The organism is Bilifractor sp. LCP19S3_H10 (assembly GCF_052119185.1).
GTDB lineage: Bacteria > Bacillota > Clostridia > Lachnospirales > Lachnospiraceae > Bilifractor.
This window is the reverse complement of sequence record NZ_JBQKFT010000005.1, coordinates 24,731-48,816: the sequence shown is the minus strand read 5'-3', so window position 1 is coordinate 48,816 and position 24,086 is coordinate 24,731. Positions and strand designations below refer to the sequence as shown.

General features: G+C 46.8%; 26 protein-coding genes and 1 tRNA gene. 9 read left to right on the top strand and 18 right to left on the bottom strand.

Going from position 1 to position 24,086, the window contains the following annotated elements; translation table 11 throughout:
- The first annotated feature begins 3 nt into the window (after nt 1–3).
- Nucleotides 4–564: a hypothetical protein gene (locus ACTQZS_RS05440; protein WP_441474915.1), complete on the top strand. Its 561-nt coding sequence runs from the start codon at nt 4–6 to the stop codon at nt 562–564.
- 95 nt (nt 565–659) lie between these two features.
- Here ACTQZS_RS05440 and ACTQZS_RS05435 read toward each other — a convergent pair whose 3' ends face one another.
- The 14 genes from ACTQZS_RS05435 to ACTQZS_RS05370 form a co-directional block, all read right to left on the bottom strand.
- Nucleotides 660–1,571 (bottom strand): hypothetical protein, encoded by a 912-nt coding sequence (locus ACTQZS_RS05435; protein ID WP_441474914.1) that lies wholly within the window; start codon nt 1,569–1,571, stop codon nt 660–662.
- Between the two features lie 78 nt (nt 1,572–1,649).
- Entirely contained in the window at nt 1,650–2,012 is a 363-nt protein-coding gene (gene crcB / locus ACTQZS_RS05430; RefSeq protein ID WP_441474913.1) for a fluoride efflux transporter CrcB, read from the bottom strand.
- Nucleotides 2,013–2,037: 25 nt separating this feature from the next.
- A complete protein-coding gene (locus tag ACTQZS_RS05425; RefSeq protein WP_441474912.1) occupies nt 2,038–2,880 on the bottom strand; it encodes a DUF4230 domain-containing protein in 843 nt (280 codons plus the stop codon).
- A gap of 500 nt (nt 2,881–3,380) precedes the next feature.
- Nucleotides 3,381–3,902: a hypothetical protein gene (locus tag ACTQZS_RS05420; protein WP_441474911.1), complete on the bottom strand. Its 522-nt coding sequence runs from the start codon at nt 3,900–3,902 to the stop codon at nt 3,381–3,383.
- A 60-nt stretch (nt 3,903–3,962) separates the two neighbouring features.
- Entirely contained in the window at nt 3,963–4,400 is a 438-nt protein-coding gene (locus tag ACTQZS_RS05415) for a hypothetical protein (protein WP_441101251.1), read from the bottom strand.
- A 103-nt stretch (nt 4,401–4,503) separates the two neighbouring features.
- Nucleotides 4,504–5,058, bottom strand: a complete 555-nt coding sequence (locus tag ACTQZS_RS05410; protein WP_279199018.1) for a hypothetical protein — start codon at nt 5,056–5,058, stop codon at nt 4,504–4,506.
- Nucleotides 5,048–5,710, bottom strand: a complete 663-nt coding sequence (locus ACTQZS_RS05405; protein ID WP_279199017.1) for an ABC transporter ATP-binding protein — start codon at nt 5,708–5,710, stop codon at nt 5,048–5,050. Before ACTQZS_RS05405 ends, ACTQZS_RS05410 begins: the two co-directional genes overlap by 11 nt.
- Complete coding sequence (locus ACTQZS_RS05400) at nt 5,703–6,560, bottom strand: hypothetical protein (RefSeq protein ID WP_279199016.1); 858 nt, start codon at nt 6,558–6,560, stop codon at nt 5,703–5,705. The genes ACTQZS_RS05405 and ACTQZS_RS05400 overlap by 8 nt, the downstream gene beginning before the upstream one ends.
- Entirely contained in the window at nt 6,532–7,305 is a 774-nt protein-coding gene (locus tag ACTQZS_RS05395; protein WP_279199015.1) for a hypothetical protein, read from the bottom strand. Before ACTQZS_RS05395 ends, ACTQZS_RS05400 begins: the two co-directional genes overlap by 29 nt.
- 21 nt (nt 7,306–7,326) lie before the next feature.
- On the bottom strand, nt 7,327–8,160 hold the full coding sequence (locus ACTQZS_RS05390; RefSeq protein WP_441101254.1) for a hypothetical protein: 834 nt from the start codon (nt 8,158–8,160) through the stop codon (nt 7,327–7,329).
- Nucleotides 8,161–8,234: 74 nt separating this feature from the next.
- Complete coding sequence (locus ACTQZS_RS05385; RefSeq protein WP_279199013.1) at nt 8,235–9,125, bottom strand: hypothetical protein; 891 nt, start codon at nt 9,123–9,125, stop codon at nt 8,235–8,237.
- Between the two features lie 131 nt (nt 9,126–9,256).
- Nucleotides 9,257–9,691 carry a hypothetical protein gene (locus ACTQZS_RS05380; RefSeq protein WP_279199012.1) on the bottom strand — a complete coding sequence of 145 codons (435 nt, stop codon included), beginning with the start codon at nt 9,689–9,691 and terminating at the stop codon, nt 9,257–9,259.
- Between the two features lie 33 nt (nt 9,692–9,724).
- Nucleotides 9,725–10,360 (bottom strand): hypothetical protein, encoded by a 636-nt coding sequence (locus ACTQZS_RS05375; RefSeq protein WP_279199011.1) that lies wholly within the window; start codon nt 10,358–10,360, stop codon nt 9,725–9,727.
- Between the two features lie 396 nt (nt 10,361–10,756).
- A complete protein-coding gene (locus ACTQZS_RS05370) occupies nt 10,757–10,972 on the bottom strand; it encodes a transposase (RefSeq protein ID WP_441475034.1) in 216 nt (71 codons plus the stop codon).
- Nucleotides 10,973–12,014: 1,042 nt separating this feature from the next.
- Here ACTQZS_RS05370 and ACTQZS_RS05365 point away from each other — a divergent pair.
- From ACTQZS_RS05365 to ACTQZS_RS05335, 7 genes are all read left to right on the top strand, one after another.
- Nucleotides 12,015–12,332, top strand: coding sequence for a DUF3847 domain-containing protein (locus tag ACTQZS_RS05365; protein ID WP_279199010.1), 318 nt, complete (start codon nt 12,015–12,017; stop codon nt 12,330–12,332).
- Nucleotides 12,333–12,673: 341 nt separating this feature from the next.
- A complete protein-coding gene (locus ACTQZS_RS05360; RefSeq protein ID WP_441474910.1) occupies nt 12,674–13,039 on the top strand; it encodes a hypothetical protein in 366 nt (121 codons plus the stop codon).
- Nucleotides 13,036–14,676: a MobQ family relaxase gene (mobQ, locus tag ACTQZS_RS05355; protein WP_279199008.1), complete on the top strand. Its 1,641-nt coding sequence runs from the start codon at nt 13,036–13,038 to the stop codon at nt 14,674–14,676. Before ACTQZS_RS05360 ends, mobQ begins: the two co-directional genes overlap by 4 nt.
- 167 nt (nt 14,677–14,843) lie before the next feature.
- On the top strand, nt 14,844–15,560 hold the full coding sequence (locus ACTQZS_RS05350) for a CHC2 zinc finger domain-containing protein (protein WP_279199007.1): 717 nt from the start codon (nt 14,844–14,846) through the stop codon (nt 15,558–15,560).
- Complete coding sequence (locus tag ACTQZS_RS05345) at nt 15,493–16,839, top strand: VapE domain-containing protein (RefSeq protein ID WP_441475033.1); 1,347 nt, start codon at nt 15,493–15,495, stop codon at nt 16,837–16,839. Before ACTQZS_RS05350 ends, ACTQZS_RS05345 begins: the two co-directional genes overlap by 68 nt.
- Nucleotides 16,840–17,148: 309 nt before the next feature.
- The gene (locus ACTQZS_RS05340; RefSeq protein WP_279199006.1) at nt 17,149–17,427 is read left to right on the top strand and encodes a helix-turn-helix domain-containing protein; all 279 of its coding nucleotides are present in this window, start codon (nt 17,149–17,151) and stop codon (nt 17,425–17,427) included.
- 42 nt (nt 17,428–17,469) lie between these two features.
- On the top strand, nt 17,470–18,729 hold the full coding sequence (locus ACTQZS_RS05335) for a site-specific integrase (RefSeq protein ID WP_279199005.1): 1,260 nt from the start codon (nt 17,470–17,472) through the stop codon (nt 18,727–18,729).
- A gap of 135 nt (nt 18,730–18,864) precedes the next feature.
- Here ACTQZS_RS05335 and ACTQZS_RS05330 read toward each other — a convergent pair.
- From ACTQZS_RS05330 to ACTQZS_RS05315, 4 genes are all read right to left on the bottom strand, one after another.
- Nucleotides 18,865–18,938, bottom strand: a tRNA-Pro gene (locus ACTQZS_RS05330).
- Nucleotides 18,939–18,990: 52 nt separating this feature from the next.
- Entirely contained in the window at nt 18,991–19,143 is a 153-nt protein-coding gene (locus ACTQZS_RS05325; protein WP_441474909.1) for a hypothetical protein, read from the bottom strand.
- Entirely contained in the window at nt 19,143–20,690 is a 1,548-nt protein-coding gene (locus ACTQZS_RS05320; RefSeq protein WP_441474908.1) for a nitrite/sulfite reductase, read from the bottom strand. Before ACTQZS_RS05320 ends, ACTQZS_RS05325 begins: the two co-directional genes overlap by 1 nt.
- 409 nt (nt 20,691–21,099) lie before the next feature.
- On the bottom strand, nt 21,100–22,938 hold the full coding sequence (locus tag ACTQZS_RS05315) for an L-fucose isomerase (protein WP_441101354.1): 1,839 nt from the start codon (nt 22,936–22,938) through the stop codon (nt 21,100–21,102).
- A gap of 286 nt (nt 22,939–23,224) precedes the next feature.
- Between ACTQZS_RS05315 and ACTQZS_RS05310 the strand changes: the two genes are divergently transcribed.
- Complete coding sequence (locus ACTQZS_RS05310) at nt 23,225–24,076, top strand: AraC family transcriptional regulator (protein ID WP_441474907.1); 852 nt, start codon at nt 23,225–23,227, stop codon at nt 24,074–24,076.
- The last annotated feature ends 10 nt before the right edge of the window (nt 24,077–24,086 follow it).

Below are 24,086 nucleotides of genomic sequence, written 5' to 3'. Positions count from 1 at the left end.
TTTATGCCGAAAAATGACAGAAACGTAAATACAGAAGATCCAGTGACGGAAATCGATAACATTCCAGATAACGATCGTTGCCTGACGAAAGCCGGAAACCAGCCGTACCGGCAGGAACAAAATCATCCGGACCCTCATCATTCGGATCAGCAAAATCCGAATCAGCGCTGTACGGATCCTCACCATTGGGATCATCACCATCACGATCAAAAGAGTGACCCTTCACTTCCCCTGGTCGATGTAGATGTTCTGGACAATGCTGTAATCGGCACGGTCAAGTGTAAAATCCCCGGAGAATATGAAGCGGCAAAGAAGAAGCTTGCAGAAGCCATGCAGAAAACCGCCAGGGATGTAGAATCCTCTGGCGGACTTATCGGGCACATCAAGGCATTTCTCAGACAAGAATGCAGAACCTGCACGATTTCGATCACCGAAGCCGGCGATATGCAGGAAAAAGAAGATGAGAACCCGTCACTCTACGTTGACAATGCAGCAATTGTCTTTGGCATCTCAGCCACAGAACTGGAGAAGATCCTGAGACACTGCTTTGCCGCATGGCTCTGAAAAAATAAGTTGTTCTGAAGAAGTACTGCTCGTAATGCGCTGCTTCGCCGCATGGCTCTGAAAAAATGATTTCCTGCTCTGAAGAAGCGTTTCTCTTACTTCCCGGCGTCCACCCGGCTCACGCACTTCACGCCGAGCCTGACCACGTTGACGTCTGAGAAATTATACTCCGCGTACCGGTATATACACGGAATCTTGTATTCTTCACCGGTCTGCGCACTATAGGCGACCAGCGTCGTACGGATCTGATCCATATCGCAGAGGTTCTTCAGCATGCCATACTGACACTTCAAAAGAGCCGTGCCTTCCGGCATCAGCTCTGCCTCCACATACCGCCCGGAACCGAGATCTCCGATTCTTCGGGAGAGATAATACAAACTGTAGCGGTACTTCTGACACTGGCCGTCAATCTCACGGATCTCCTCCGCCGTAATATCCGCATTATTAAGAGGAACCGTGAAACTGATCTCCGTTTTCCTGTTCTTTGGATACGTGCGTATTGCCTCCGCACGAAGAGCATCTGTCTTCATCTTGATATCATGGTACTGTGTCTCTGTGGCGTTTTTCACGAGATCCGCAAGGAAAAGCTCCAGTCTCAGGCGATCCTGATCCCCTTTCTTCTCCTGCTCCAGCATCTTCCGGTACTCCGTCTCATAACCAGGGTGAATCCGCTCCATGACCTCCTCATTGAAGCAGATTTTATCCTCCTGTGAAACGGGAGATGTCCTTAGAAGCCCGTTCCTGTCTTCCCTCTCTCTCTCCTGATTCGCCGCCTTCTCCGAAGATACGGCTCTCTCTTCCGTTCTTTCGGGAAACGTCTCCTGGTGATACCGGCGCAGATATTCCTTCACATTTCTGAAATTCATACCGCTGTAGTCACAACAGTTGATCCGGTCCAGATCGTTTTCCATCGCGCCATTCATCTGTTTCGCAATGCACTTCTCTGTTCTTCGCTCCCGAAGAGACTCCAGGAAGGAATTCCGTTTTCTTCTTTTTTCTTCCGCCATAAAAGCAACCTTTATCTGTAATATGATTCTAAACGATTCTCCAATAGCCCGGCTCTCCAATATCCGGGCTTATATACATTATACCATCAGAGCGAGCTTCCTTCCGCAGTAAATTCCGAACAGGCAGCAGGCAACGCTCAGCACGATATAAGTTCCTCCCGCAAAGTACGCCCTTTTCTCCAGCAGCCGGAACGCCTCCAGCGAAAAGGTTGAGAAAGTGGTGAATCCCCCGCACACTCCTGTCTTCCAGAACAGTACCGCATTTTGCGATACGCCCTCTTTTCCGGAAGCTGCACCGACCACAAAGCCGATCAGAACGGCGCCGGCGATATTCGTAAGAAGCGTCAATACCGGAAAATCTGTCTTCACCGGAATCAGACTGATCGCATACCTTCCGACAGCACCAAGCGCGCCTCCCAGTGCGACAAACAAAAAACCCATTTTTCAGATCCTCCTGCCCACATAATTAAGAAGTGCTCACAGAAGAGCCCGCCGCGGAAACAGCGTTCTCTGTATCCTCGTCCTGAAAATCAATTTTGACCTTATAAGCAGGCGATATTTCTTCCACAACTGGTTCATATGTTTCATATGCCTGCATTTTTGCGAAGGAATCCGCCTGTTTCATAGCCTCCTCAGTGCTCAGGCTATCTCTGAGTTTTTCAACTGCCTCTGTCTCAAAGCTCTTGCTTTCCTCTGCATTCATTTTGATGTCGCCGAATGCCAGCCAGCCTCTGCTGGTATCGCCGACCTCTGTCTTCTCCGGGTCAAAGACAACCGAATGTAATTCAGCTCTTGGAATCTTAATTGTGATCTGATATTTTTCCTCATCCAGCGAGATGTCTTTCGCCGTGATATCGGTCAGGTCAATGGTGTACTCTCCGGTTCCATGAATCGTCAGAATCTGTGATTTGTTGAATACAGCCCAGTTCATGAATCCCGTATTCGTAATCGTTGTATTCACGGAAGCGTCCCGCTCTTCCACAATCAGGAGCTGCTTCTTCTTTGCAAGGCCGAGAATCGGTTTTTCGAAATCCACAGCCTTAAACCCGAAAATACCATGGTTTTCCAGCGTAAGATCGTGATCCTCTACAGGCTTCACCTGTTCATGGTTTACCCGCCAGGATGAATACACCTTCACCCCAAAGACACATGCCAAGACCAGGACGATCAGAAACAGAACTCCCCTGACCCCGATTCCCCTTCTTCTGCCCGCACCGCCATATTTCTTAAAGGCACGTGCAACTGACTCATCCACAGCGTTGGAAACGACCGTTTTCAATTCTTCATCGTTTGTATGAATCTCACTCATCTGCAAATCCTTTCACAGCAAGTACCCAAGTACCTTTGTAACTTTCCGTACGTCATCATCTCAAGCGGAAAAATACCACCTGTGCGCTCTTATGATTGCGGTGCAGAATAGTCACATCCATTTTATAACAAATCCCTTTTATCGCAAATCTCTTTCTCAAAAGTTTGTAAAGGAAAAAGCCGCAAACCCCCATTCTTTAAGGATTTGCGGCTCTTCCACCAAATATCGAGGTTACTGGATTCGAACCAGCGGCCTCTACGTCCCGAAGAGCTCCAGAAAACAAAAATATTGGTTCGAAAAGAGCCAGAAATGCAGTAATAGCAAGGGCTCGCGGGACATTGCATTTACTTCGATTTTCTTGCGTTTATTTTGCTAGATCACGGGTTCTGTCATACTTTTGTCGGATCATTTCAGGCAGGCTGATGAATCGTTATTATTTCTTGCAACGGAAAACATCCATACCATATGCTGTTCTTACACCAGCTCACTATGTTTAGTTCTTAACAGTCTTTATATCTGAATCCCACACATAGCAAATCGCAAAATTCATTTTTATGCCATTGACATGATTTCTTTCTTAGCAAATTTACCTGCTCCTCTGTAAGACCAGTATAATCTACAATCTTTTGTTCAGGCTCACCACTTTTAATCATGCGTTCGGCCATATCCACCTGCGCCTTGTCATAACCTCTTTCAGCGCCCTTATTCTCAATCACATCACTATAATTACACATATCATTCACCTCCTGCACAATTTCTTCGGTGATCTCAATCTTAAAATCTTTTTCCATTCGCATGAGCTTTTCTTCAGGCTGTATTATAGTGGAAAGGATCGTAATCAGCATCTCATGTAGTTTCGTGGCTTTATTTCCGGCCTTTTCCAGCTCATCATCCTTTGGCAGCCGGATCATGACCACACGCATTAGGTCTATTCTCGGATCTCCATCATAACTGCCATATAGATTTTCACCAGTAACCCCATACTGTGTAATTGTATTCGCCCACTTCTGAGGACAGTTCATTACAATCCAGATAGAATAAACTTTCTGTAAATTCTCATAATGATCTCTCTTGACATTGCGTCACATTTGTTCAGAAATCAATCGGCAACAGTACGCAATACCCCGCGTTTCAAGATAATAAGAACGGTAAGGTGTTCCCTGTGCTTCAATATTGATGATCAACGTATACTCCGCCGGAGTCTTTCCTTTCGGAGATTTTGCGAAGAACCTCACATCATAAGTGACTGTATTTTCGCCCAGTTCCGCACTCTCCTGAGGCATCCCTGTAATCATATCATTAGTTGTGCCAGGATACACAGGGATTGACGCAACCGAGGGATTTTCAATCAGTTCTTCTATTTCTTGTCTGTTAAGACCTTCAAATTCTGAGACGGTATACTGCAAAATCCATGCAAGCACTGGCTTCTCAGCCAGTATCTTCTTGATTGCAGTATCCAGTTTAGCTTTGTAACCAGCGGTTACAAGAGTCTGTCCCAGTGTGTTCAGTCTTTTTCCCACAGGAACACTCCTCCTTATGATTCAAGAGTAACATCAGGATCCTGACTGGTCAATGCCAGGATATAAATCATAAGTTGCCGATAGCTTTCCCTTGATTGCTTTATTAAAGATCCAGCTCCAGTCTCTGTCTTTCCGGATAGTATTCACTGCAGGAAATCCAGAATTTTTCCTTTTCTATAGATTTCCATTGCGCATCCGTAAACGAAATGCTATGGATAACATAATACAAATCACTTTCTGCTTCTCCCCCCACGGGAATCGTGATATTGATACCAGAGGTACCAGTACTGTCACCTGATGAAAGGAATTCCAGCGATACGCCTTGGGAATACCCGGTTGTCGACATGTAAAATTCAGACAGGTCAACTGTCTCCTCGCTGCTTCCCATATTCGCAAATAAGAGGTGCGCATGTATGACGCGATAATCTCCCTGTCCATTCGGATTGATCTGGTCACTCTTCCAATTCTGCGGCATATATTCAGAATCTTCTACTTTGATTGTGACGGAATCATTGAAGGAGAGCGCTTCCCCTTCAGGCACACTGTTTAGCGCAGTCTCTGCATATGCACGGTTTACATTACGATATCCAATTCCGAAGGTGACCGTAAGTGCAGCCAGAACAGAGAGAATCAAGGATACTTTTACTTTATTTTTCACCTGTTATCCTTCCCTCCTCCATACAGTAGACCTTATCAGCTGCATTTCCTAAGTCAGCCAGATCATGCGATGCCACAATAATCAGCGCGCCTCTCTCCTTCTCCTCCTGTATCAGCCTCCAGAAATTCTCTGTACTTTTCTGGTCCAGTGCGTTTGTCGGTTCATCCAGGAGTATCAGGTCCGGCTTTTCCATGATGGCGGCAGCGATTCCCACCTTCTGCTTCATGCCGAGGGAGCATTGTCTGAATTTCTTGTTGCGGTTGTCAAACATCCCCACCCGCTTTAAAACCGCTTCAATTTCGTCCTTTCCTATGACACCGCGGATTTCAGCCAGGCTTTCCAGATTATCCATAACCGTGTAGTTATTCAGAAATCCGGGCGATTCAATTAATACGCCGCAGCTTTCGGGAAATGAATGTCTGCGGTCCAGCTTTTTCCCGTCTATGATCACCTCGCCTTCACTTGGAAGCACCAGCCCGCAGAGAACGCGAAGCAGCATGGATTTTCCGCACCCATTTTTACCCTGCAGTCCGCAGATACAGCCTTTGTCCAGAGAAAAGCTGATATCCTGAAGGATTTCAACACCCTTAATCATTTTTGAAACATGCTCCACCTGAAGATAACCCATACGTGCTCCTTTATTTTTATCCATGAACGATAAAATCTTTTTTCTGAATGTATTGATATGCAATTACAATAGACAGAAAGGCAGCTGCGGAAGCAGCAATACCTGATATCCCCAGACGCACGTGTCCGTCAAGTCCTGGCTGTAAACGTGTCCACATCGTGGCGTTCAGGAAAAGGACGTCATTCATCCAGGCAACAGTCAAGACCAATAAGATAACCAGACTGATGAAACCATACAGGCATCCGGAAATTTCAGAAACCAGGAACTGGATCATGCCGGCTGCAATCAGAGAAATAAGAAGCATCCAGCAAAACCCGGGAAAACAGCTGCGGAAAATCTGCTGCGAAATATCTGTCTGTGTCAGGGCACCCTGTACTTCCTCATGGACCTGTAATCCGGCGTTTCCCGAACCGGCACAGCCTGCCAGATATAAAGCCAGTATTGCAGCTATCGCATAAACAAACGCATCCAGCAGTATCCAGCAGATGATCCTTCCACTCCACGCCAGCCTGGAAGGATACCGGATGATTCTGCCCTTCATAGCCAGTCTGAATTCCTCCGATAAGCGAAGGCATAAAATCAGGACAAACCCAAGGTAATATGCGAACCAGAATATCGGTACATTAAAGGGCGGGCCGTCCTGCACAAGATATGGCGGCAGGTTTCCCTTGAAGAAAAACAGCATCAGGTCTCCTGCCGACCAGGCGATCCGGCTCTGTCTGTACTGTTCTATGTTCGAAAGATTTGTCCGGAACAGAAGGAAAGCAAACAGGACAAGCCCGAAAGCTGTCAGCAGCAGACACAGCTCATGCTTCGTCCACGTTACAACCCTGATATGCTTTTTCCTATTTCTGGAAATAATCCCTGTGTTCAAAGAAAGACCTTCCTGCCTGTATCATGATAAAGGCACCAATAGAGCATAACGCCACTGTCAGAAGATACCATTGTGCATTCTTAACAAAACCATACCGGATATTGATCAGGTCAAAAAATACAGGAACCTGGCATCTGGATTCGACCACCCCGATACCTATAAATAAAAGCATGCACCAGACACTGCCAAGCCTGTTCCACGAACAGATATCCTGCAGGATGAAAATCAGCAGGTATTTCATGAACAGACAATAGCATGCAAAAAGGAAAACCCACCCGGTTTCAATATGCACTACGGAAAATGTCTCCGCATAAAAAAAGCTGGAATCCGAAAACCAGTTATTTGCCGGAATTGAAAAAATCCCCGCTATAAGAAACGTTCCTGCAATCTGGACCACAGCCAGGTAGACCGCAAACAAGGCAGAGGACTTCATCATATTATCAAAAATCTCTTTCCTTGTTCTCAAACGGACAATGGACTGCGCATGATATGTCTTTACATGAATCGCCCAGTTGGCAAGTGCAGCCGCAGGAACGATAACAATGCCCATGGAAACACTGTCCTGGAATTTACGCATAAGGTCCAGAAAACATATATCAAGCCGGTAAAAATCACACAACCTCCGAAACACAAGAAAAACACCCAAAATTGCGATCAGAATCCAGATGGCAGGCAGTCCAAGGACCAGAATGCCTCTGCAACATTTCTTATGTTTATAGGCATCGCTTTTTCCCATATCAGACATTCACTTCTATCCTCAGAACAATTACTGTACGTCCTCTTTCATGCCCTTCTTTATGAAAATGAAAAAAAACAAAACAAGAGCCGCTGCTATGGCCAGTCCGGCATAAAGAGGGTGTACCGTTGATCCATACCCCGCCATGGAAAAATAAATTGGTGAAAAATCATACATACCCGTCACACTGCAAAGGATATGCCAGATCAGCTGTAAAAAGAACGGAATAATAATCACTACAACCAGATAATCTGAAAGAAAACAGCACAGCAGTGCTATTCCGGCATAAAATCCGCCAATCAATCCATCAAACAGAATAAATAGCAATAAGTAAACGGTCGGATGAGAGAAATACAGCTGATAACCCGGGGTTGTTATTGAGATGCCATTTCCAAATATTGAACTCGGCAATAAATTTGGAAGCAGGACAAGTGAAAACAGGTAATTCATCAATAATGGCAGCATCGTAATAATTGCCCCGGCTATGATACTGCCGCAAAATTTGGTTTGAAGATATTTTCTTCTGTCAACCCTGACCAGTATTGATTTGAGGTACCCTGCATGCAGATCCTCAAAAAAAGTGATCGCATAGGGCATGGAAGCAATAATCGGTAATAACATAAAGAACAAAAACGCTTCTACCGAAGTGCCACTTCCGATCATGCACTTTACCGATGCTGTGTTGGGCTGCAGAGAACGCAATTTTTCATAAAAAAGCGTATGATTCGCAAGAGATGCAGGGACCTGCTCCCTGAAAATCTGCGTCAAAGCAATGCAGGCGCCAGTCAGAAGGCCTACCCAGGTCCCGCTGTTCTTCATACTTCTTTTTATACCGATAAGAAATAAACTTTCTGACTGGTACACCCTGCACGCTCCTCTCTCATAAAGGCATTTTCATATAGCACGCTTATCATTCGTTCAGAACTGATGATAAATACTCAGTTTAAAACAACATAGCCATTTAAATCACGACTGCCTCCCACAGTACCGGAAGGATTAATTTCCAGCCAGAGCAGATGGTTATTCACACACTCATCCGGAGGAAGGAATACAATCTTCTTTTCAATCGTTTCTCCTGAAGGGATACTTTCCTGAAAGTATGATTTTGAAAAACCTCTGTCATCCGATACTGCAATCACTTCACCTGTGTAATTCGAACTCATTCCAACTCTAAGCCACAAATCCCCCCAGAGAAGGCCATCGTAATCTTTCTTGGAATCATTGGTCACACTGATATCGACGATAAGACATGAATATCCATTTAAGATATTTCCCTGATCATCTACTTCTGCAATACCATAATTTGCAATTTTTTCACGTGCATTTGCTGAAAGTGTGTCCGGCAGTTTTTTCTGGACCTCAAACGCGGGATTAACATTAAAAGTCAGGGGTTCAGAATAAGCATTATAGTAATCCTCTTCCGTATTCACTGCTATGGTATCAGCAAAATCGAACTTTACAGTTATATCTTCTCCTGCGCTTACACAACTATTCGGATTGATCTTTCTTCCCCTTGCATGCAGATAATTAATCAGGCCTTCCTTTCCCGTATATATCTCGGTACTGGAAGATATCTCCCCATCAGATGAGGATTTCTGATCCGGATTCTCAGCACTCGCAGAGGCTCCTGAAGAGGATACCTGATCACTATTCTGATCGTTTTCATCAACCGACACACTTACGGATGTTTGATTTTCTGCAGCATATGGGTCTGCATCAGCTCCATTGCCGCTATAAACAGGACGGCTCAAATTAAAATACCGGAAAACCAGAAGTCCTGAAATAATGGCAATGGCGGCGATAATAACAGATAACAGTTTGTGTTTCATACTTGATCCTCAGACACTATCAGGACTCCATTTTCCTGAAACAGTAGCAGACGGCACTGAAGTAATGTATAGATAGCAATCTCGTTTTCCACTTTCATCATTTTTTTGCAAAATAAACTAAGATGTAATTGCTACCTCCTAAATCCATTCTGTTCATCCGTTCTGTTTAGATGCCTCCGTCTGCCTGCGTAAATTAAAGTAATTATTCCGTAGCCAAGCATCACAAAAATAAGAGGGTGGACATATATTTCCACTAGACTAAATGTACAATATCCCACACCTAAAATCATGATATTGATGGAGATCACCAAAATACCACTCATGAACTCTCTTTTCATTGTATCCTCGCCTCTATTTCTTGTTGCAAGAAACAGAAACACACCTGTCAAAAGCCCCGGAAAAACGGTATACAGCAACAAAAGAAACGGCAGAATTGAGGTGGGATTTGACCTTATTAAAAAATTAAGGGGCTCCCTACAAAACAGATCTATTAGTACCATTCCCTGTGCCAATAGAGTGAATCCCAAAATGGAGATATGGCGAGAGGCCTTTTTATTTTTATCCATGAAGATGTCTCCTTTGTGCATAAATCATACGAGTTAAAAAGCGAAGCATTGAAGATTTAAGGTCCAGCTTCGACTTGATCCCTGTGATAATCTCAAAGAAAAGTAGGCACCTAAAGATCCATTTGTTGAGTATATAGAATTATTAAATCCAGTATATAGAGAAGTCCCACTTTTTATATCGCCTTCTTTTATTTGCGTTTTCCATTGATTTGTATGTCCAGCGCCAGAGCAATTGGCTTTTATATGTGCAGTATTGCTTACAGAAGTTCCATCATTAGGATTTGGATCCCTCCAGATCCCTGATACACGAGTCAATAAATATTCTGAAGGAGCATATGCATTGTTCTCTGTATAATAAATAGTTACTGTTGCTGATATATAACCCGTCGAATCGCTTCCTGATACACTATGATTATGAGAGAAAGTTGACATTGGAACCAAATATTTATAAGTTACAGTTTGCTCATTATCATTATTTGCCAACGAACGAAGTTTAGTATCCTTATACCCTGTAATATATATGATGTCACCATTATCACTTATCAATTGACCTTGTACCGTATCTGAGAAAGCTCTATCTTTGTTGTTATTAGTACCAGCATATACAGGTGTGATGGCCATAACTAGTCCTAGAACAGCTGATGTAACAATTGCTAAAAATTTCTTCATAAGCACCCCCCGATCTTAAAAAATTCGCCGTATTTACCAATTACGCCCGACATTAATGATTATTAGCTTCAGTAATATCTTTTATTACTGGTTTTTCTTAATGTCATAAACCGACAAGGCGATGATAATACAATCGGATATTATGGTTAATAGGTGGTGCTATAACATTCTTTTATATATCCGTTCACTGATCAAAGATGTACTATGATAAATTAGAGAGAAAAATTTAAAGAAAAGATTTTCAATACAATGGAACCGCCTCGTTTTGTCATAAAAATATAACAATTAATTGATATTAACTGATATTATCATAGCATATCAATTACATTATTTCAATAGCAAAAAAAAGGCTCTTCGGGCATCCCTGTGGGTGAGAAATGCCATTTTATCCAGTAATTACACTGCTTCCGACACTATAGTAGGTTTTCGATTTTGAAGTGGAACGGCGATATCAGAGCATACAAGATATACGATATCCATTATATTCTGTATATTGCGAAACCCATAAGCTTTGCGGATAATCAATTTGATTTTATTGTTGGTTGCCTCAATCCTGGCATTGCTCAATCCAAGCCGGATCGTGTTAAGGATGTGATCCTTATGACGCTTAATCTTCTCATATAACCTGAATCCGTGAAACCCGCACCATATAATTTTTCAAAAGCGCAAGTTTCAATATTTGCACTTGCTTTTTGTTTTAGTTTATCTCTGAGTAAAGGTGTCAGGAACGGATTAAAAAAAGAATATAAAGTCGTTTATGTAAATTTAATCGGAACCTGACACCAGACATTCCTCCTTTGAATGATTGTGTGAGAACTACCATTCTACCAGAGAATGCCCGCTATGGACATTTTTATTGCTGCCACACCGCCTTGGGAGCGGGAATGGAGTCAGGGGATCGTGGAATAAACCGAAGCACCGTTTTCTGGTGCGAGGATTTATGCCGCGAAAGCCCTTGACGGAATGACACGGAGTACCCTTTATCCGCAGGAAGCAGGAAAACTGCTTCCCTGCCTACCCGGCGAGGGGCGGGTCCGGGCAGAGCCCGGGAGGTGACTCAAGTGTCCAACTTCATTTTACAATCGGCGAAAAAATTTATTTTTTTCAAAAATACCCCACCAAATGACCCCTTTCTGTCCATGTACTTATGAAGGGGTTTTTAAAAGATCTCTTCACCGGACCTTGACAACTGAAGAGATCTTTTATCAGGTACTTCATTTCTGTGTCTGTGCTTTGAAAGGTGCGAGCCGTTTTTCTCTGGTACGCGATGATCCGATTCGGGGAGCGAACAATACCACGAAAAAAGATCTGCGGACTGCTTCCGCGGATCAGGCGATGACAGGACGTAGAATGATACTTCCGCCTGCAGCAGGCATGACAATCCTGCAACTGGCAGGGCATTCGGACCCGGGCAGATTCCCGGGCAGGACAAATTCACTTGGACCCGTGGTGATGATCAGCAGTCATCCGCCTGATAAAATCCCTCACGCGGTCATGCTGCCGCTTCCCGGGGCAGGAGATAAATACAGGAAAAATCAGCAAACATCCAGTAACCGTAAACCATCAGTTACACAGAACCATCGCAACTGTCTCCGCACGATCTTTGTGCCTGATAGTCAGGGCTGATTCAGAAAAGCATTCATTTACCCAGGAGGTGATAAAGATAAACAACAAGAGAACACCCGAACAGCTACAGCAGGAATTAGACCAGACAAAACACCTGAAGAAATATTACGAGAATGAAATCAAGATCAGAAAGGCACAGCTCAGCCATCTGAACCGCAGAGAACGGACACACCGGCTTTGCAGCCATGGCGGCATGCTGGAGAAGTTTATTGAACGTCCGGACATGCTCTCCGACGAGCAGATTATGCAGCTTCTCTCCTTTGCCTTTCATAAAAATGATGTACAGGCACTGCTAAGACAGATGATAAAGGACGCAGAAGAAAAGAGCTATGGACAGTCCCTCTGATAAGAGGGCGCAATTATACACCCTGGCGGTTGCAATTGCGTCAAATGCCGTCCAGGTGCCGCCGACAGATCCATGCTGCAGAGCAGGTCACGCTGCCGTCCACCCGGCCGAACATCCGGTACGGCAGATGGTGCCTGCTCTGCTGATCCGGTGGGAACCATGTTCCCCCTGCGCCGTCTTCAGACGGCTACCCTCTCTTGTACATACGCATAGAGCATATAAACGAAAAACATCTGCCAACCTGCAGCCTGCTAAAAACAGAATAACCACAAACCTATACATAAGACCGACGGTTCTTTCCAATAAGAACGTTGGTCTTTTTCAGCCGAGGAGGAAATTTATTGAACAGAGAAAATATTAATCATGCGCAGCAGATGCTGCTCAAATACTGCCAGCAGCGAAAAATGACAGACATCAAAATCACAGGCATTGCCAAAGTGTCCGCCACTAATGCAGAAGGAAAGCCATTACATCTTACCGTTAATCTGTATGGCGACATCATGGACGCTGAAATAAACAGGACCATCGCAGATGGGAACACATCCCACAATATCATGCGGATCAGTGAATACCCGACGAAATGGACAGACAGGAAAGAATCAGTCCTTACAGCATGCAGAAAAGCACGAAATGCAAAAACAGAATCAAAGAATCGAGCGGACAGCAACTCTTTGTCCAGCAGGAAAAGATATGATGCCGCGAGGTGACCTGCCCGCATTTTTCTATTTCTATCAGGTCCCGTTACAACAAGAAGACCGGATCAAAGGGATCCGCCGTAGCAGGCGCAGCCTACCAGAGTGCCCAGCGGCTGTTCTGCGAATACGACGGCCAGGCCAAGAACTATGCCTACAAAAAACCAGAGCTCGTCTACTCAGAAGTCATGCTTCCGGCAAATGCCCCGCCGGAATACGCTGACCGTTCCAGGCTCTGGAATTCCGTTGAAGCATCGGAATCAAGGTTTGATGCCCAGCTTGCGCGGAGCATTATTGCGGCACTTCCAAGAGAGCTTCCTATGGAACAGTCGATTGAAATGGTCAGGGAATTCTGCAGAAAAAACTTTGTGGACAACGGCATGTGCTGTGATATTGCCATCCATGACCCGTCCCCGCCCGGCCACAATCCGCATGTCCACATCATGCTGACGCTTCGGGGAATCGATGAGAATGGCCTCTGGCTTCCCAAATCCAGGAAGGAGTACATCCTGGACAAAGAAGGAAACAGGATCCGGCTGAAAAGCGGCGCATGGAAAAGCCGGAAGGTCGATACCGTTGACTGGAACCGGAAAGAGAATGCAGAGATCTGGAGAGGCAGCTGGGAGAAGATCCAGAACCGGTACCTGGAGAAAAACAAATGTCCGGCACGGGTAAGCCTGCAGTCTTATGCAAATCAGGGAATCGATCAGATTCCGACAGAACATATGGGACCGGCCGCAACCGCCATGGAGAAGAAGGGCATCAAGACAGACGTTGGAAATCTTAACCGCGAGATCTGGGAAGCCAACTGCCTGCTTCAGTCCATCCGTGACATGATCCGGATGCTGGCAGAATGGATCTATGCGTTTTATCAAGCTGCCCAGGAGGCGAAGGCCGGCAAGACAGCACAAGCAAAGGAGAAGGCAAAGGCAGAAGCACAGGCGGAACCTGAACCGATTTATCTGCGGGAACTGATAAAGGCAAAGCTGGATATTCGAGCGAAGGAAAGGGCCCTGTGGAGCCACCACGCACAGACAAACGGGGCCCTCCGTGATTGTTCAAACGTTATGTTTTTCCTTGAATATATGGACAATCACGGAATCCGTACGGTGAATGATTTAAACGAACGCCTCTCCGAAACGTACGAGAAAATTACCTCGATCCGCAGATCTGTGAAAGCAGCACAACGGAGGATCCAGACCATTTCCAATATCAGAAAAGCCTTGAAAGATCTCCGTGAAACCAGAGCAGTCCACGACAAATATATGCAGATCGGATGGAAAACCCGGAAAGAAAAGTTCCGCGCAGAGCATGCTGACGACCTGAACCGGTACGAATCCGCCAGCCGCTTTCTCCACAAAAATGTAACAGATGACAAGATCAGCTTTGCTGCACTTGCCAGAGAAACCAGAAAGCTGGAGAAAGATATCGCCTCGTATACCGAGGAGCTTGCCGATATACAACGCAATCTGAAGATGCTAAAGGATATCCGATATTTCGTCCGGGACCTTCTTCCGGAACTCTCTCCGGAGGAGAAGCATAAAGTGAAGGAAAAGCGTTCCGTCCGTGAACAGCTCGAGGCAAACAGACAGATACTGTCAGCAGAAGCCTGGAACAACAGATCCGGCATAAGAAAGGAGAAGAGCCGGTGAAAATTAAAATACATGAGATAATCGGCAATCTGGAGATTTAACTGAATTCTAATTGAACAGGCACAAAACCTGATCCTGGTACACCAATACATAAAGCTCTTGTCCATCTCATACGAGATGGACAAGAGCCTTTGTTATTGCCAAAGGCCACAACAGAAAGGAGGAACATGGGATTATTTCAAGATGTAAAAAATTACGTCACAGCGCGGCAGGCTGCCGAGGCTTACGGCATTGCTGTCAACCGGAACGGAATGGCAAGATGCCCTTTCCACCCCGACAGGACACCCAGTATGAAGCTTGACCGCCGGTTTCACTGCTTCGGATGCGGAGCAGACGGAGATGCCATTGACCTGACTGCCAGATTATTTGATCTGGATCCCCTGCAGGCAGCTAAAAAGCTCGTATCCGATTTCAATCTCCCTGTAAATACAGGATACAGAGATCCTGGCAAAAACAGACCGAGCCAATCGCATCAATTCACTTATTACGAAAGAAAATCTGAAGAGAAACCCTACAGAAACTGGCTCTATGAAAACACAAGGCAGTTTCTTGAATATGAGGAGATCCTGAAGGACTGGATGCATTCGAAGGCGCCGCAGTCCCCGGATGATACATGGAATGACCAGTTCACAGAAGCCGGGCATCAGCTCCCCTACATTAAATATCTTCTGGACCAGCTGATGCTTGGGGATGAAAAGACGAGACACGAATACTACGAAAAAGCAAAAGAGGAGGTAGAACGACATGCAAAACGGGCAGAAGAGATCCGATCCGAATCAGCTGCAGAAGCAGTCGGTATCGGAAGTGATCAGAAGGATGGAGATATCGGAGAAGGGGACTCCAAAACAGAATATCGAGAACATGGTCATAGCGTTGGAATATGATCCTGTTCTTGCTGGTTCCATCCGGAAGAACGAGCTTACAGACCGGATCGACATTGTAAAACCGATGTGGTGGAAAAGAGAAGAATCAGCTCTTACTGACACAGATGAGGATTACCTCATGATGTACCTTGAAAAGATGTATGGCTTAAACAATGAGAAGAAAATACGGAAAGCACTGGCAATTACAGCCAACAATCACTGGTATCACCCCATCCAGGACAGGCTGAATGCCCTGAAGTGGGACGGCACCGAGCGGATCCGATATGTGCTGCACCATTTTCTCGGCGCTGATACTTCCGATCTGACTTATGCATGTATGAAATTATTCTTACTTGGCGGCATCAGCCGGATTTTTCATAAAGGCTACAAGTTTGAAACCATGCTCTGTCTTGTCGGGGCGCAGGGCGCCGGAAAATCGACCTTTGCAAGGTTACTTGCCCTTCAGGATGAATGGTTCTCCGATGATCTGAAGAACCTCAACGATGAAAACGTATACCGGAAGATGGCCGGACACTTCATCATCGAATTCTCTGAGATGCTCGCCACCATGAATGCCAGAAGCGCCGAGGAAATCAAGTCCTTTCTCAGCCGTCAGAAAGAGACCTACAAGGTCCCCTACGAAACACATCCCAAGGACAGACCGAGGCAGTGCATATTTATCGGGACCACCAACAAGAAAAAGTTCCTGCCCTTTGACCGGACCGGCGCAAGACGCTTTATGGTGGTCCAGTGCAATGCAGAGAGGGCTGAAGCAGATATCAATGAGGATGAAGCCGCTTCCAGGGTCTATATCGACCAGGTATGGGCTGAGGCTATGGAAATCTACAGGCACGGGAAATTCCGCCTTGCCCTGCCAAAGGAGATGGAAAGAAAGCTCCAGGTGTATATCAGGGAATTCATGCCGGACGATACCCGTGAAGGTGTAATACAGGGCTTCCTTGATGATTATACCGGCAAGTATGTATGCACCAGGCTTCTGTATGCAGAAGCCTTTAACCATCTGTATGACGAGCCCCGGGAGTTTGAACTGCGGGACATCTCTGAAATCATGAACACCTCTATCAAAGGCTGGAGGAAATGCAAACAGCACCGCTACAGAAAATACGGTGTGCAGTGGAGCTGGGAAAGAGACCCTGCCGCGCAGGACGTCACAGACAGTTCCAAAAACACAGGCGGGTTTTCGCCGGTTCCCCGGCAGGTGGAGATCCCTTTTGATACCCCTGACAAAAAAACAGCTTCCTGCACGAAGGAAAGTGATACTCCGGTGACGGGCAGTTGACGCCCTCCTGCCCTGTGTTTACAGGGCTTTTTGTCTATTTCCTATATATGTCACTCTACTATTATAAAAAAAAATAAATATTAAGAAAGACAGTAGATGTGTAAAGGATGGAGAAGTTTCCCGGATGAGTGACTACATTTAGTGACGCTCCGCCTTGAAGGGTGCTTTTAAAAACATCCCCCGCACAAACGCAGCACACATCCGGACATCATCGACAGAGCCGGGCCTGATCAACGCCACAAATGACTGGCCCGGTGAACCATTCCGTAAACAAAAGTATTCCATACATTTCTCAGGAGGAATCATAACATGCTTGAAAACTACCCCGAAATTCTCACACTGGAAGACGTCTGTAAAATCATGCGGATCAGCAAGCCCACCGCATCCTCTCTGATCCGCAGCCACAAGCTGGACGCACGCATGGTAGGCAGAGCCTACAGGATCAGCAAGTCATCTCTCATCCGTTTCTTTGAGGGAAACGGGGAAAATAAAGAAACAGTGGGGAATAAAGAAAATACAGAAGATATCACACAGACAGAAAAAGAAAAAACTACAAGCAGACGCAGAGAAAATGATATACTGTTATAAATAACGATTCTCAGTCTGCCGGTCACATAAGGAGGTAAAAAATTGACTGGCACATTTACTACAAAAACACATTCATCAGGAAGAACCTATTACTATATCGCACTGCGCTACAAGGACCCCAAAACAGGATTGTGGCGAGGGAAGCTTGTCAGCACACATATCCAAGTAACGGAAGCTAAAAAGAAAAAGGCACATCCCCGCCCGGTCAACGCAGACAAGCTGATGGCCAAGGCTTATAATGACTACGCCTATCTGGAAGAAGACATATCAGAGCTGTCAGCCGGTCTTGATCCCATGATCACTCTCGGAGCTTACCTGGATGTCCTTCTGCAACGCAAAAAGAACGATATCCGTACTTCAACCTACGACAAGTATACCTACCAGATCAACCGGCTTAAAAGAGACTTTGAGATCTCCAGAAAGCCCGTCAGGTCCATTACCACACCGCAGGTGAAGGCCTTTCTTGAAACGGCAAGACTCACCGGAAAAATAAACCAGAAAACCGGCGAACGTGAACCCCTCTCTGTCCGCACAGTCAGAGAGTACAAGGCTCTTCTGGTTGAGGCATTTACCTGTGCCAGAATCGATGGCTTGATAAAGTATGATCCAACTGCAGGGTTGAAGGTAAGTAATAAGTCCAACAAAAAATTCTCTGAAGACTATCTCTTCCTCAAGGAGGATGAGATCCAGGACATGTTGGAATACCTCTCCAAAAACGATGCCCCGCTTCTTCCCATTGCCTTTATGGGTGTCTACATGGGTCTGCGCAGATCAGAAATCCTCGGTCTGAAATGGTCAGCCATTGACTGGGACCATAAGATCGTACACATCCGGCACACAGTAGTGCGGGAGAGGACGGTCTATGCCGAAGATCAGACCAAATCTCTGGAGAGCAGAAGAGACCTGCATCTCTTTCCCACTGCAGAAATCTGCCTGAAAAAGATTCTTGCACAACAGATCCTGGATAAAAAGTTCTTCAAGGACGAATACCAGAACAAAGACGGCTATGTCTTCTGCTGGCCTGATGGGCACAGTTATGATCCAAACTGGGTATCACGGCGCTTCAAGACCGATATGCAGCGCTTCGGACGTCCGGAGATCACGCTTCATAAGCTCCGTCACACCTGCGCTTCCCTGCTGCTGGACAAGAACTGGAATATCAAGAAAGTACAGTACTGGCTGGGACATGAGGATCCAGACACCACACTCCGTATTTACACACATTATATGAAGCATCAGTCCAACATGGACTCCGGTATCATTGAAGATCTGAGCGCACCTGCGAGAACTTTATTCGCATAATCGGTTTTGTTATATTTTTTGTTATATCACGAAGATTCATGCAGATTTCCGGATAAAAAGGTGAAAACCCGTGAAAACAAAAAGATACCGCAAACCCCCATTCTTTAAGGGTTTGCGGCATCTCCAAAACGATTATCGAGGTTACTGGATTCGAACCAGCGGCCTCTACGTCCCGAACGTAGCGCTCTACCAAACTGAGCCAAACCTCGACAGCCTCTTGATTGATGCGTTGATCAATCAGCGAGTCTTATCATACTAAATTCATTCATGAATGTCAACCCCTGTTTTTAATTTTTTTATTTTCTTTTTCCACTCATTTTTACACAATGAAAATGCATCGCTTGCATCAAAGAGAACAATTGTGAAAGGAGCCAGAAATAAAATAGCAGCCCTTTCGGGATTTTTTTCGCACATCAGACAGCGTACTGCTTTACCAGCTCAAGGAGTGTTTCCTCGTTTCCTTCCATCCACTTTGCGAACGGAACCTGTTCTTTTTCGACAATTCTTCCCAGCGCGACCAGGAAGTCGGGGATATCCTTTGCCAGCAGCACAATTTTACTTTCTGCCAGCTTTTCCTTCCCCGGAATGCTGCTGCCTCCGTACGAGAAGAAGAACGCATCTACACGGTTTCCATCCTGGTCTTTGCGGATGGCACCTCTCCACCCGATCAACCCGATCTGCTGCGCTGCGCAGGAAGAAATGCAGCCGGAGATCCGCATCCGCGGCAGCGTATGTGGGGAGAAATGCTCTTTCCGGACCGCCTCCAGGCAGTTCTGCAGCAGTTTCTGAGAATCCGCCGGACCGATGTCACATCTTGCGTGCCCGACACAGGAGATGGACTGCTCAAAATCGCTCGAGCAGCCGTCTTTTGTAAGCTCCAGCATGCTTCGGGCCTCATCCCCGGTGCAGTTGACGATGTAAAGGCCGCCCGTCGTCGTCAGACGCAGTTCCGTCTCTCTCCAATTACGGGCCAGATCCATGATCTCCCGGAGTCTTCCCAGAGACAAATACCCTCCCTGCGGATGGTAGGCAACCGCGCAGAGCCCCTTCTGCTTCTGCGGGATAATTCTCGGATCCTCCGGCAGAGAATCTTCTCCCGTCTTCGTCACCTGCTCTTCCACGACGGACAGATCCAGATTTCCCTCCGCTTTTACTTCCTGCAGATGCAGGGCAAAGGTGCTTTTAAACCCGTCGACGCCCATGGTCTCCTGGAGAAAACGGCTCCGCGCCTTGTTCCGATTGTTGTAATTGCCATTCTCCATGTAGACATCCAGCATGGTCCTGAGGTAATAGAGAATCTCGGACGGATCCACATGCGAGCCGACCAGAACGCCAATTCTTGGCTTGATACCAAGCCCACCGGCAGCAAATACATCAAAGGTATGATCCGGATTTGCCAGAAATCCGATATCCTTCATCGTGATATGCATCTCCCCGGAAGGAAAAGAAGCGAATCCGATCTTGAACTTTCTCGGGAGCGGACGCACGCCGATGTAGCGCAGGAGATAGTCATCCGCCGCTTTCGCATAGGGCTGAACGTCAAAGTACTCTTCTGTTGCCAGACCGGACAACGGTGTAGCCGTAATGTTGTTCGGGTTGTCTCCGCCGCTTCCTCTGGTCACAATTCCTTTGTCCAGAAGACGCAGCACCAGCCTGCGGCCCGCATGCGGATTCAGATCATGCAGCTGCAGTGCCTGTCCGGTACTGATCTTCAACGTATCCACGCCATAGTAGGTACAGGCATCCAGAATCGCCGCCGCCATGTCCGCAGTCAGCCGCCCGCCCGGCACACGGATTCGGAGCATCTGATGATTATCTCTCTGCAGATAATCGCCAAATCCCTTTGAGATACCCGTGTACTCTCCGGCATCAATTTCGCCCTTTTCGTATTTGTGAGAGGCATTTTCAAATGCATTAAAATCTTTATAAAAACGGTTGATTGCTGAATCTTTCTTATCCATGCTTCCATCCCTTTTCTATGTGATTTCTTCATTTTGCTGATAGTCTATCACATTTCATCCGACATTTTCCGTACCATTGGAAACACTCCTGACAGGTTTTTCAGAAAAAGTCGCCCAGGTAAGGGATTCCTCATTACCCATCGCCTGACTGTTTTGCGGATACTGCAAGAGATCAACCTCTTTGCTTATACAAAATTATCCCCGCACACAGACCGAAGCGTCTGCCGACGGGGATATAGCAATATTTTCTGCAGGGTTCCAAATGATGTCCATCTAAGTAAGTCTCCTGCAGAAAATATATGCTGTCGTCATTGATCCGGCATTTGCCGAAGACCTCCTGTGATCGTTGCTCTCCGATCACAGGATTGTCTTCGTGCCGCCGATATTTGTAGTATTTATGGTATCTGTATTATTTATATTTCTTGTACAGAGGTCCGAATGCAGCGCATGCTCTGTAGTCTGCCGCCTCTTTGTCCTTTGTGCCAAATGCGTTCCATGCAGCCGGACGATAGATCTTCTCATCCGGAATGTTGTGCATGGCAACCGGAATACGAAGCATGGAGGCGAAGGTGATCAGATCTGCTCCTACATGGCCGAATACGGTAGCGCCGTGGTTTGCGCCCCAGTTGCGCATGACATCGTATGCGGTGCAGAATGCGCTTCCCGGAATGTGGTCAACACGCGGTGTGAACCATGTGCAGGGCCATGTGTAATCGGTTCTCTTCCAGAGGGTATCGGTAACCTCATCCGGAAGTGCTACGGTCCATCCTTCTGCGATCTGCAGGAACGGTCCGAGGCCCTTTACCAGGTTCAGACGAACCATGGTTACCGGCATCTCTGTCTTTGTAAGGAATCTGGAGGAATATCCGCCTCCACGGAAGTATCCGTTGTCAGCCGGCGGCCACTCGGTAGCCTCACACATTGCCTTCTGATCGTCCTCGGTCAGCTCCCACCACGGCTTGATTGTCGGGTTGCCGTCCGCATCCTTGCAGACACCGGAGAAATCAAGTGCAGATGCGCCGGAGTTGATCAGGTGCAGGAAACCATCGGCATCCTTTGCGTGACCCTCAATGTCATAGCCGGTTACTCTCTTTACAGATTCGCCGCTCCAATAGGTACGCACATCAGAGAACATTGCCGCGCGGCCGGTAAGCTGCTTCTCAAACAGCATGCACAGTCCGTTCAGGCAGTCATTCTCGGTAGCGAGAACATAGGGCTCACGTGCGCCGTCATAGTCGAAGGAAGTGGAAAGGAATGCTTCCGGATAGTCACAGTTCGGCCAGTGATCGGTCCACTGTCTCTGTCCCTGGAATCCGCCGACAATGGCGTTGTGTCCGAGTGCTTCCTCTTCGAACTTCTGTCCGCCTGCAGTGACCTTCTCGTCCGCCAGCTTTGCATTGCCGCGCATCAGATCCTTGATGATAATATACATCTTGACCGTGAACTCCCACTGCTCGTCCTTAACCTCACGGGACTTCTGGATCCACTCCGGGTTCTTGTCCCATGCTTCCTTACAGTTCTCTTTTGTCCACTTCAGCGCTCTCTCGAACTCTGCCTTGTCATAGATTCCCTCTTCCATACGGCGAAGAACTTCTACCTCATCCACAGACTCTACGCGCATGCCGAGGTAAGACTCCAGGAAATCCTGATCCATGATGGATCCGCCGATACCCATCGTAACGGAGCCGATCTGCAGATAGCTCATTCCGCGGAGAGACGCCGCTGCAACCGCAGCGCGTCCGAAACGAAGAAGCATCTCCGTTACGTCATCCGGAATGGTATCATCGTCCGCTTCCTGTACGTCGCGGCCGTACATTCCGAATGCCGGGATTCCCTTCTGCGCATGTGTCGCAAGAACGGATGCCAGATATACAGCGCCCGGTCTCTCTGTCGCATTCAGTCCCCACACGCCCTTGATTGTGGTGGGATCCATATCCATTGTCTCAGATCCGTAGCACCAGCACGGTGTAACGGTAAGGGTAATATCAACCCCTTCTTTCTTGAACTGCTCCGCGCAGAGCGCGCTCTCGCGCACACGTCCGATTGTTGTATTTGAAATGACTACCTTAACCGGTGTTCCGTCTGCGTATCTCAGGTTGTCCTCATAGAGCTTCTTCGCTCTCTCGGCCATTCCCATTGTCTGCTCTTCCAGAGATCCTCTGACGTCCAGAGGGCCCTTGCGTCCGTCAATTACCGGACGAATTCCAATGACCGGATGTCCGCCGATCAGTTTTCTCTCGTCTGCCATATTTGCTTACCTCCCATATGATATTTGATACACAGATCGTCAGCGTAACGTTTCGCTGATAATCCTGAAAAAAACAGGCGTTCCGCCCAACTCATGGCACAATTGTAGCACTTTTCTCGGTCAAAAGATAGTGTTATAATCGTTTCGTATGGTAATATATTCACATTTTTATATTTTTTGTATGATAATCACAAATGTTGCGTCTGTTTTTTATTCATTTTGTCTGATAAGACTTCACTTACCAAAGCTGCACGGATTCAGCCGGCGGCTTAGAAAGGAACCTGTCATGCAGTTTATGGATCTGAACGAGAAGCGCCGCCACGGCACCTCCGATTTTCCCTTTGCCTTCTATCATCTCGACGGCCATCACCCCCGGTATGTCATGAACTACCACTGGCATCAGGAATATGAGCTGATCCGGGTTCTCTCCGGAAAACTGGAGATGACACTGGATGAACGCACAACATCCGTAAAACCCGGAGACCTGGTCTTCGTTCATGGAGGCGTTCTCCACTCCGGCATGCCCGAAAACTGTGTCTATGAATGTCTGGTATTTGATCTGAATGTGTTTACGAGACACAACTCCAGCAGCGGGAGCTATATCCAGAAGATCCTCGACCGGTCCGCTCTTGTCTTCGATCATTTTGAGAGAGAAAAGTTCTCCTCCGTCATTCCGGTCACCGATCACATCTTCGAGGCCATGAAGAAACGCTATCCCGGATATCAGATGATGGTGATCGGCGAACTCTATCATTTCTTTTCGCTCGTCTTCCGTCATCACCTCTATCTCGAATCGGTGCCCCAGACCCGGAAAGGCTACCGGAAGGTGCTTCAGCTCCGCAAGGTGCTGGATTACATCGACAAAAATTACAGCCAGCCCATCACACTGGATGAGCTGGCTGCCGCCGCATCGATGTCCCCGAAGTATTTCTGCCGCTTCTTCAGCAGCATGACCCACCGGACACCGATGGATTATCTGAATTATCAGCGCATTGAGCACGCCTGCTACGAGCTGTCTACGACGGACAGCACTGTGACCGATGTGGCGTACGCCTGCGGTTTTGGAGATGTGAGCTATTTCATCAAGATTTTCCGCAAATACAAGGGCATGACTCCCGGCACATATTCCGGGAGATAAAAATTCCTCT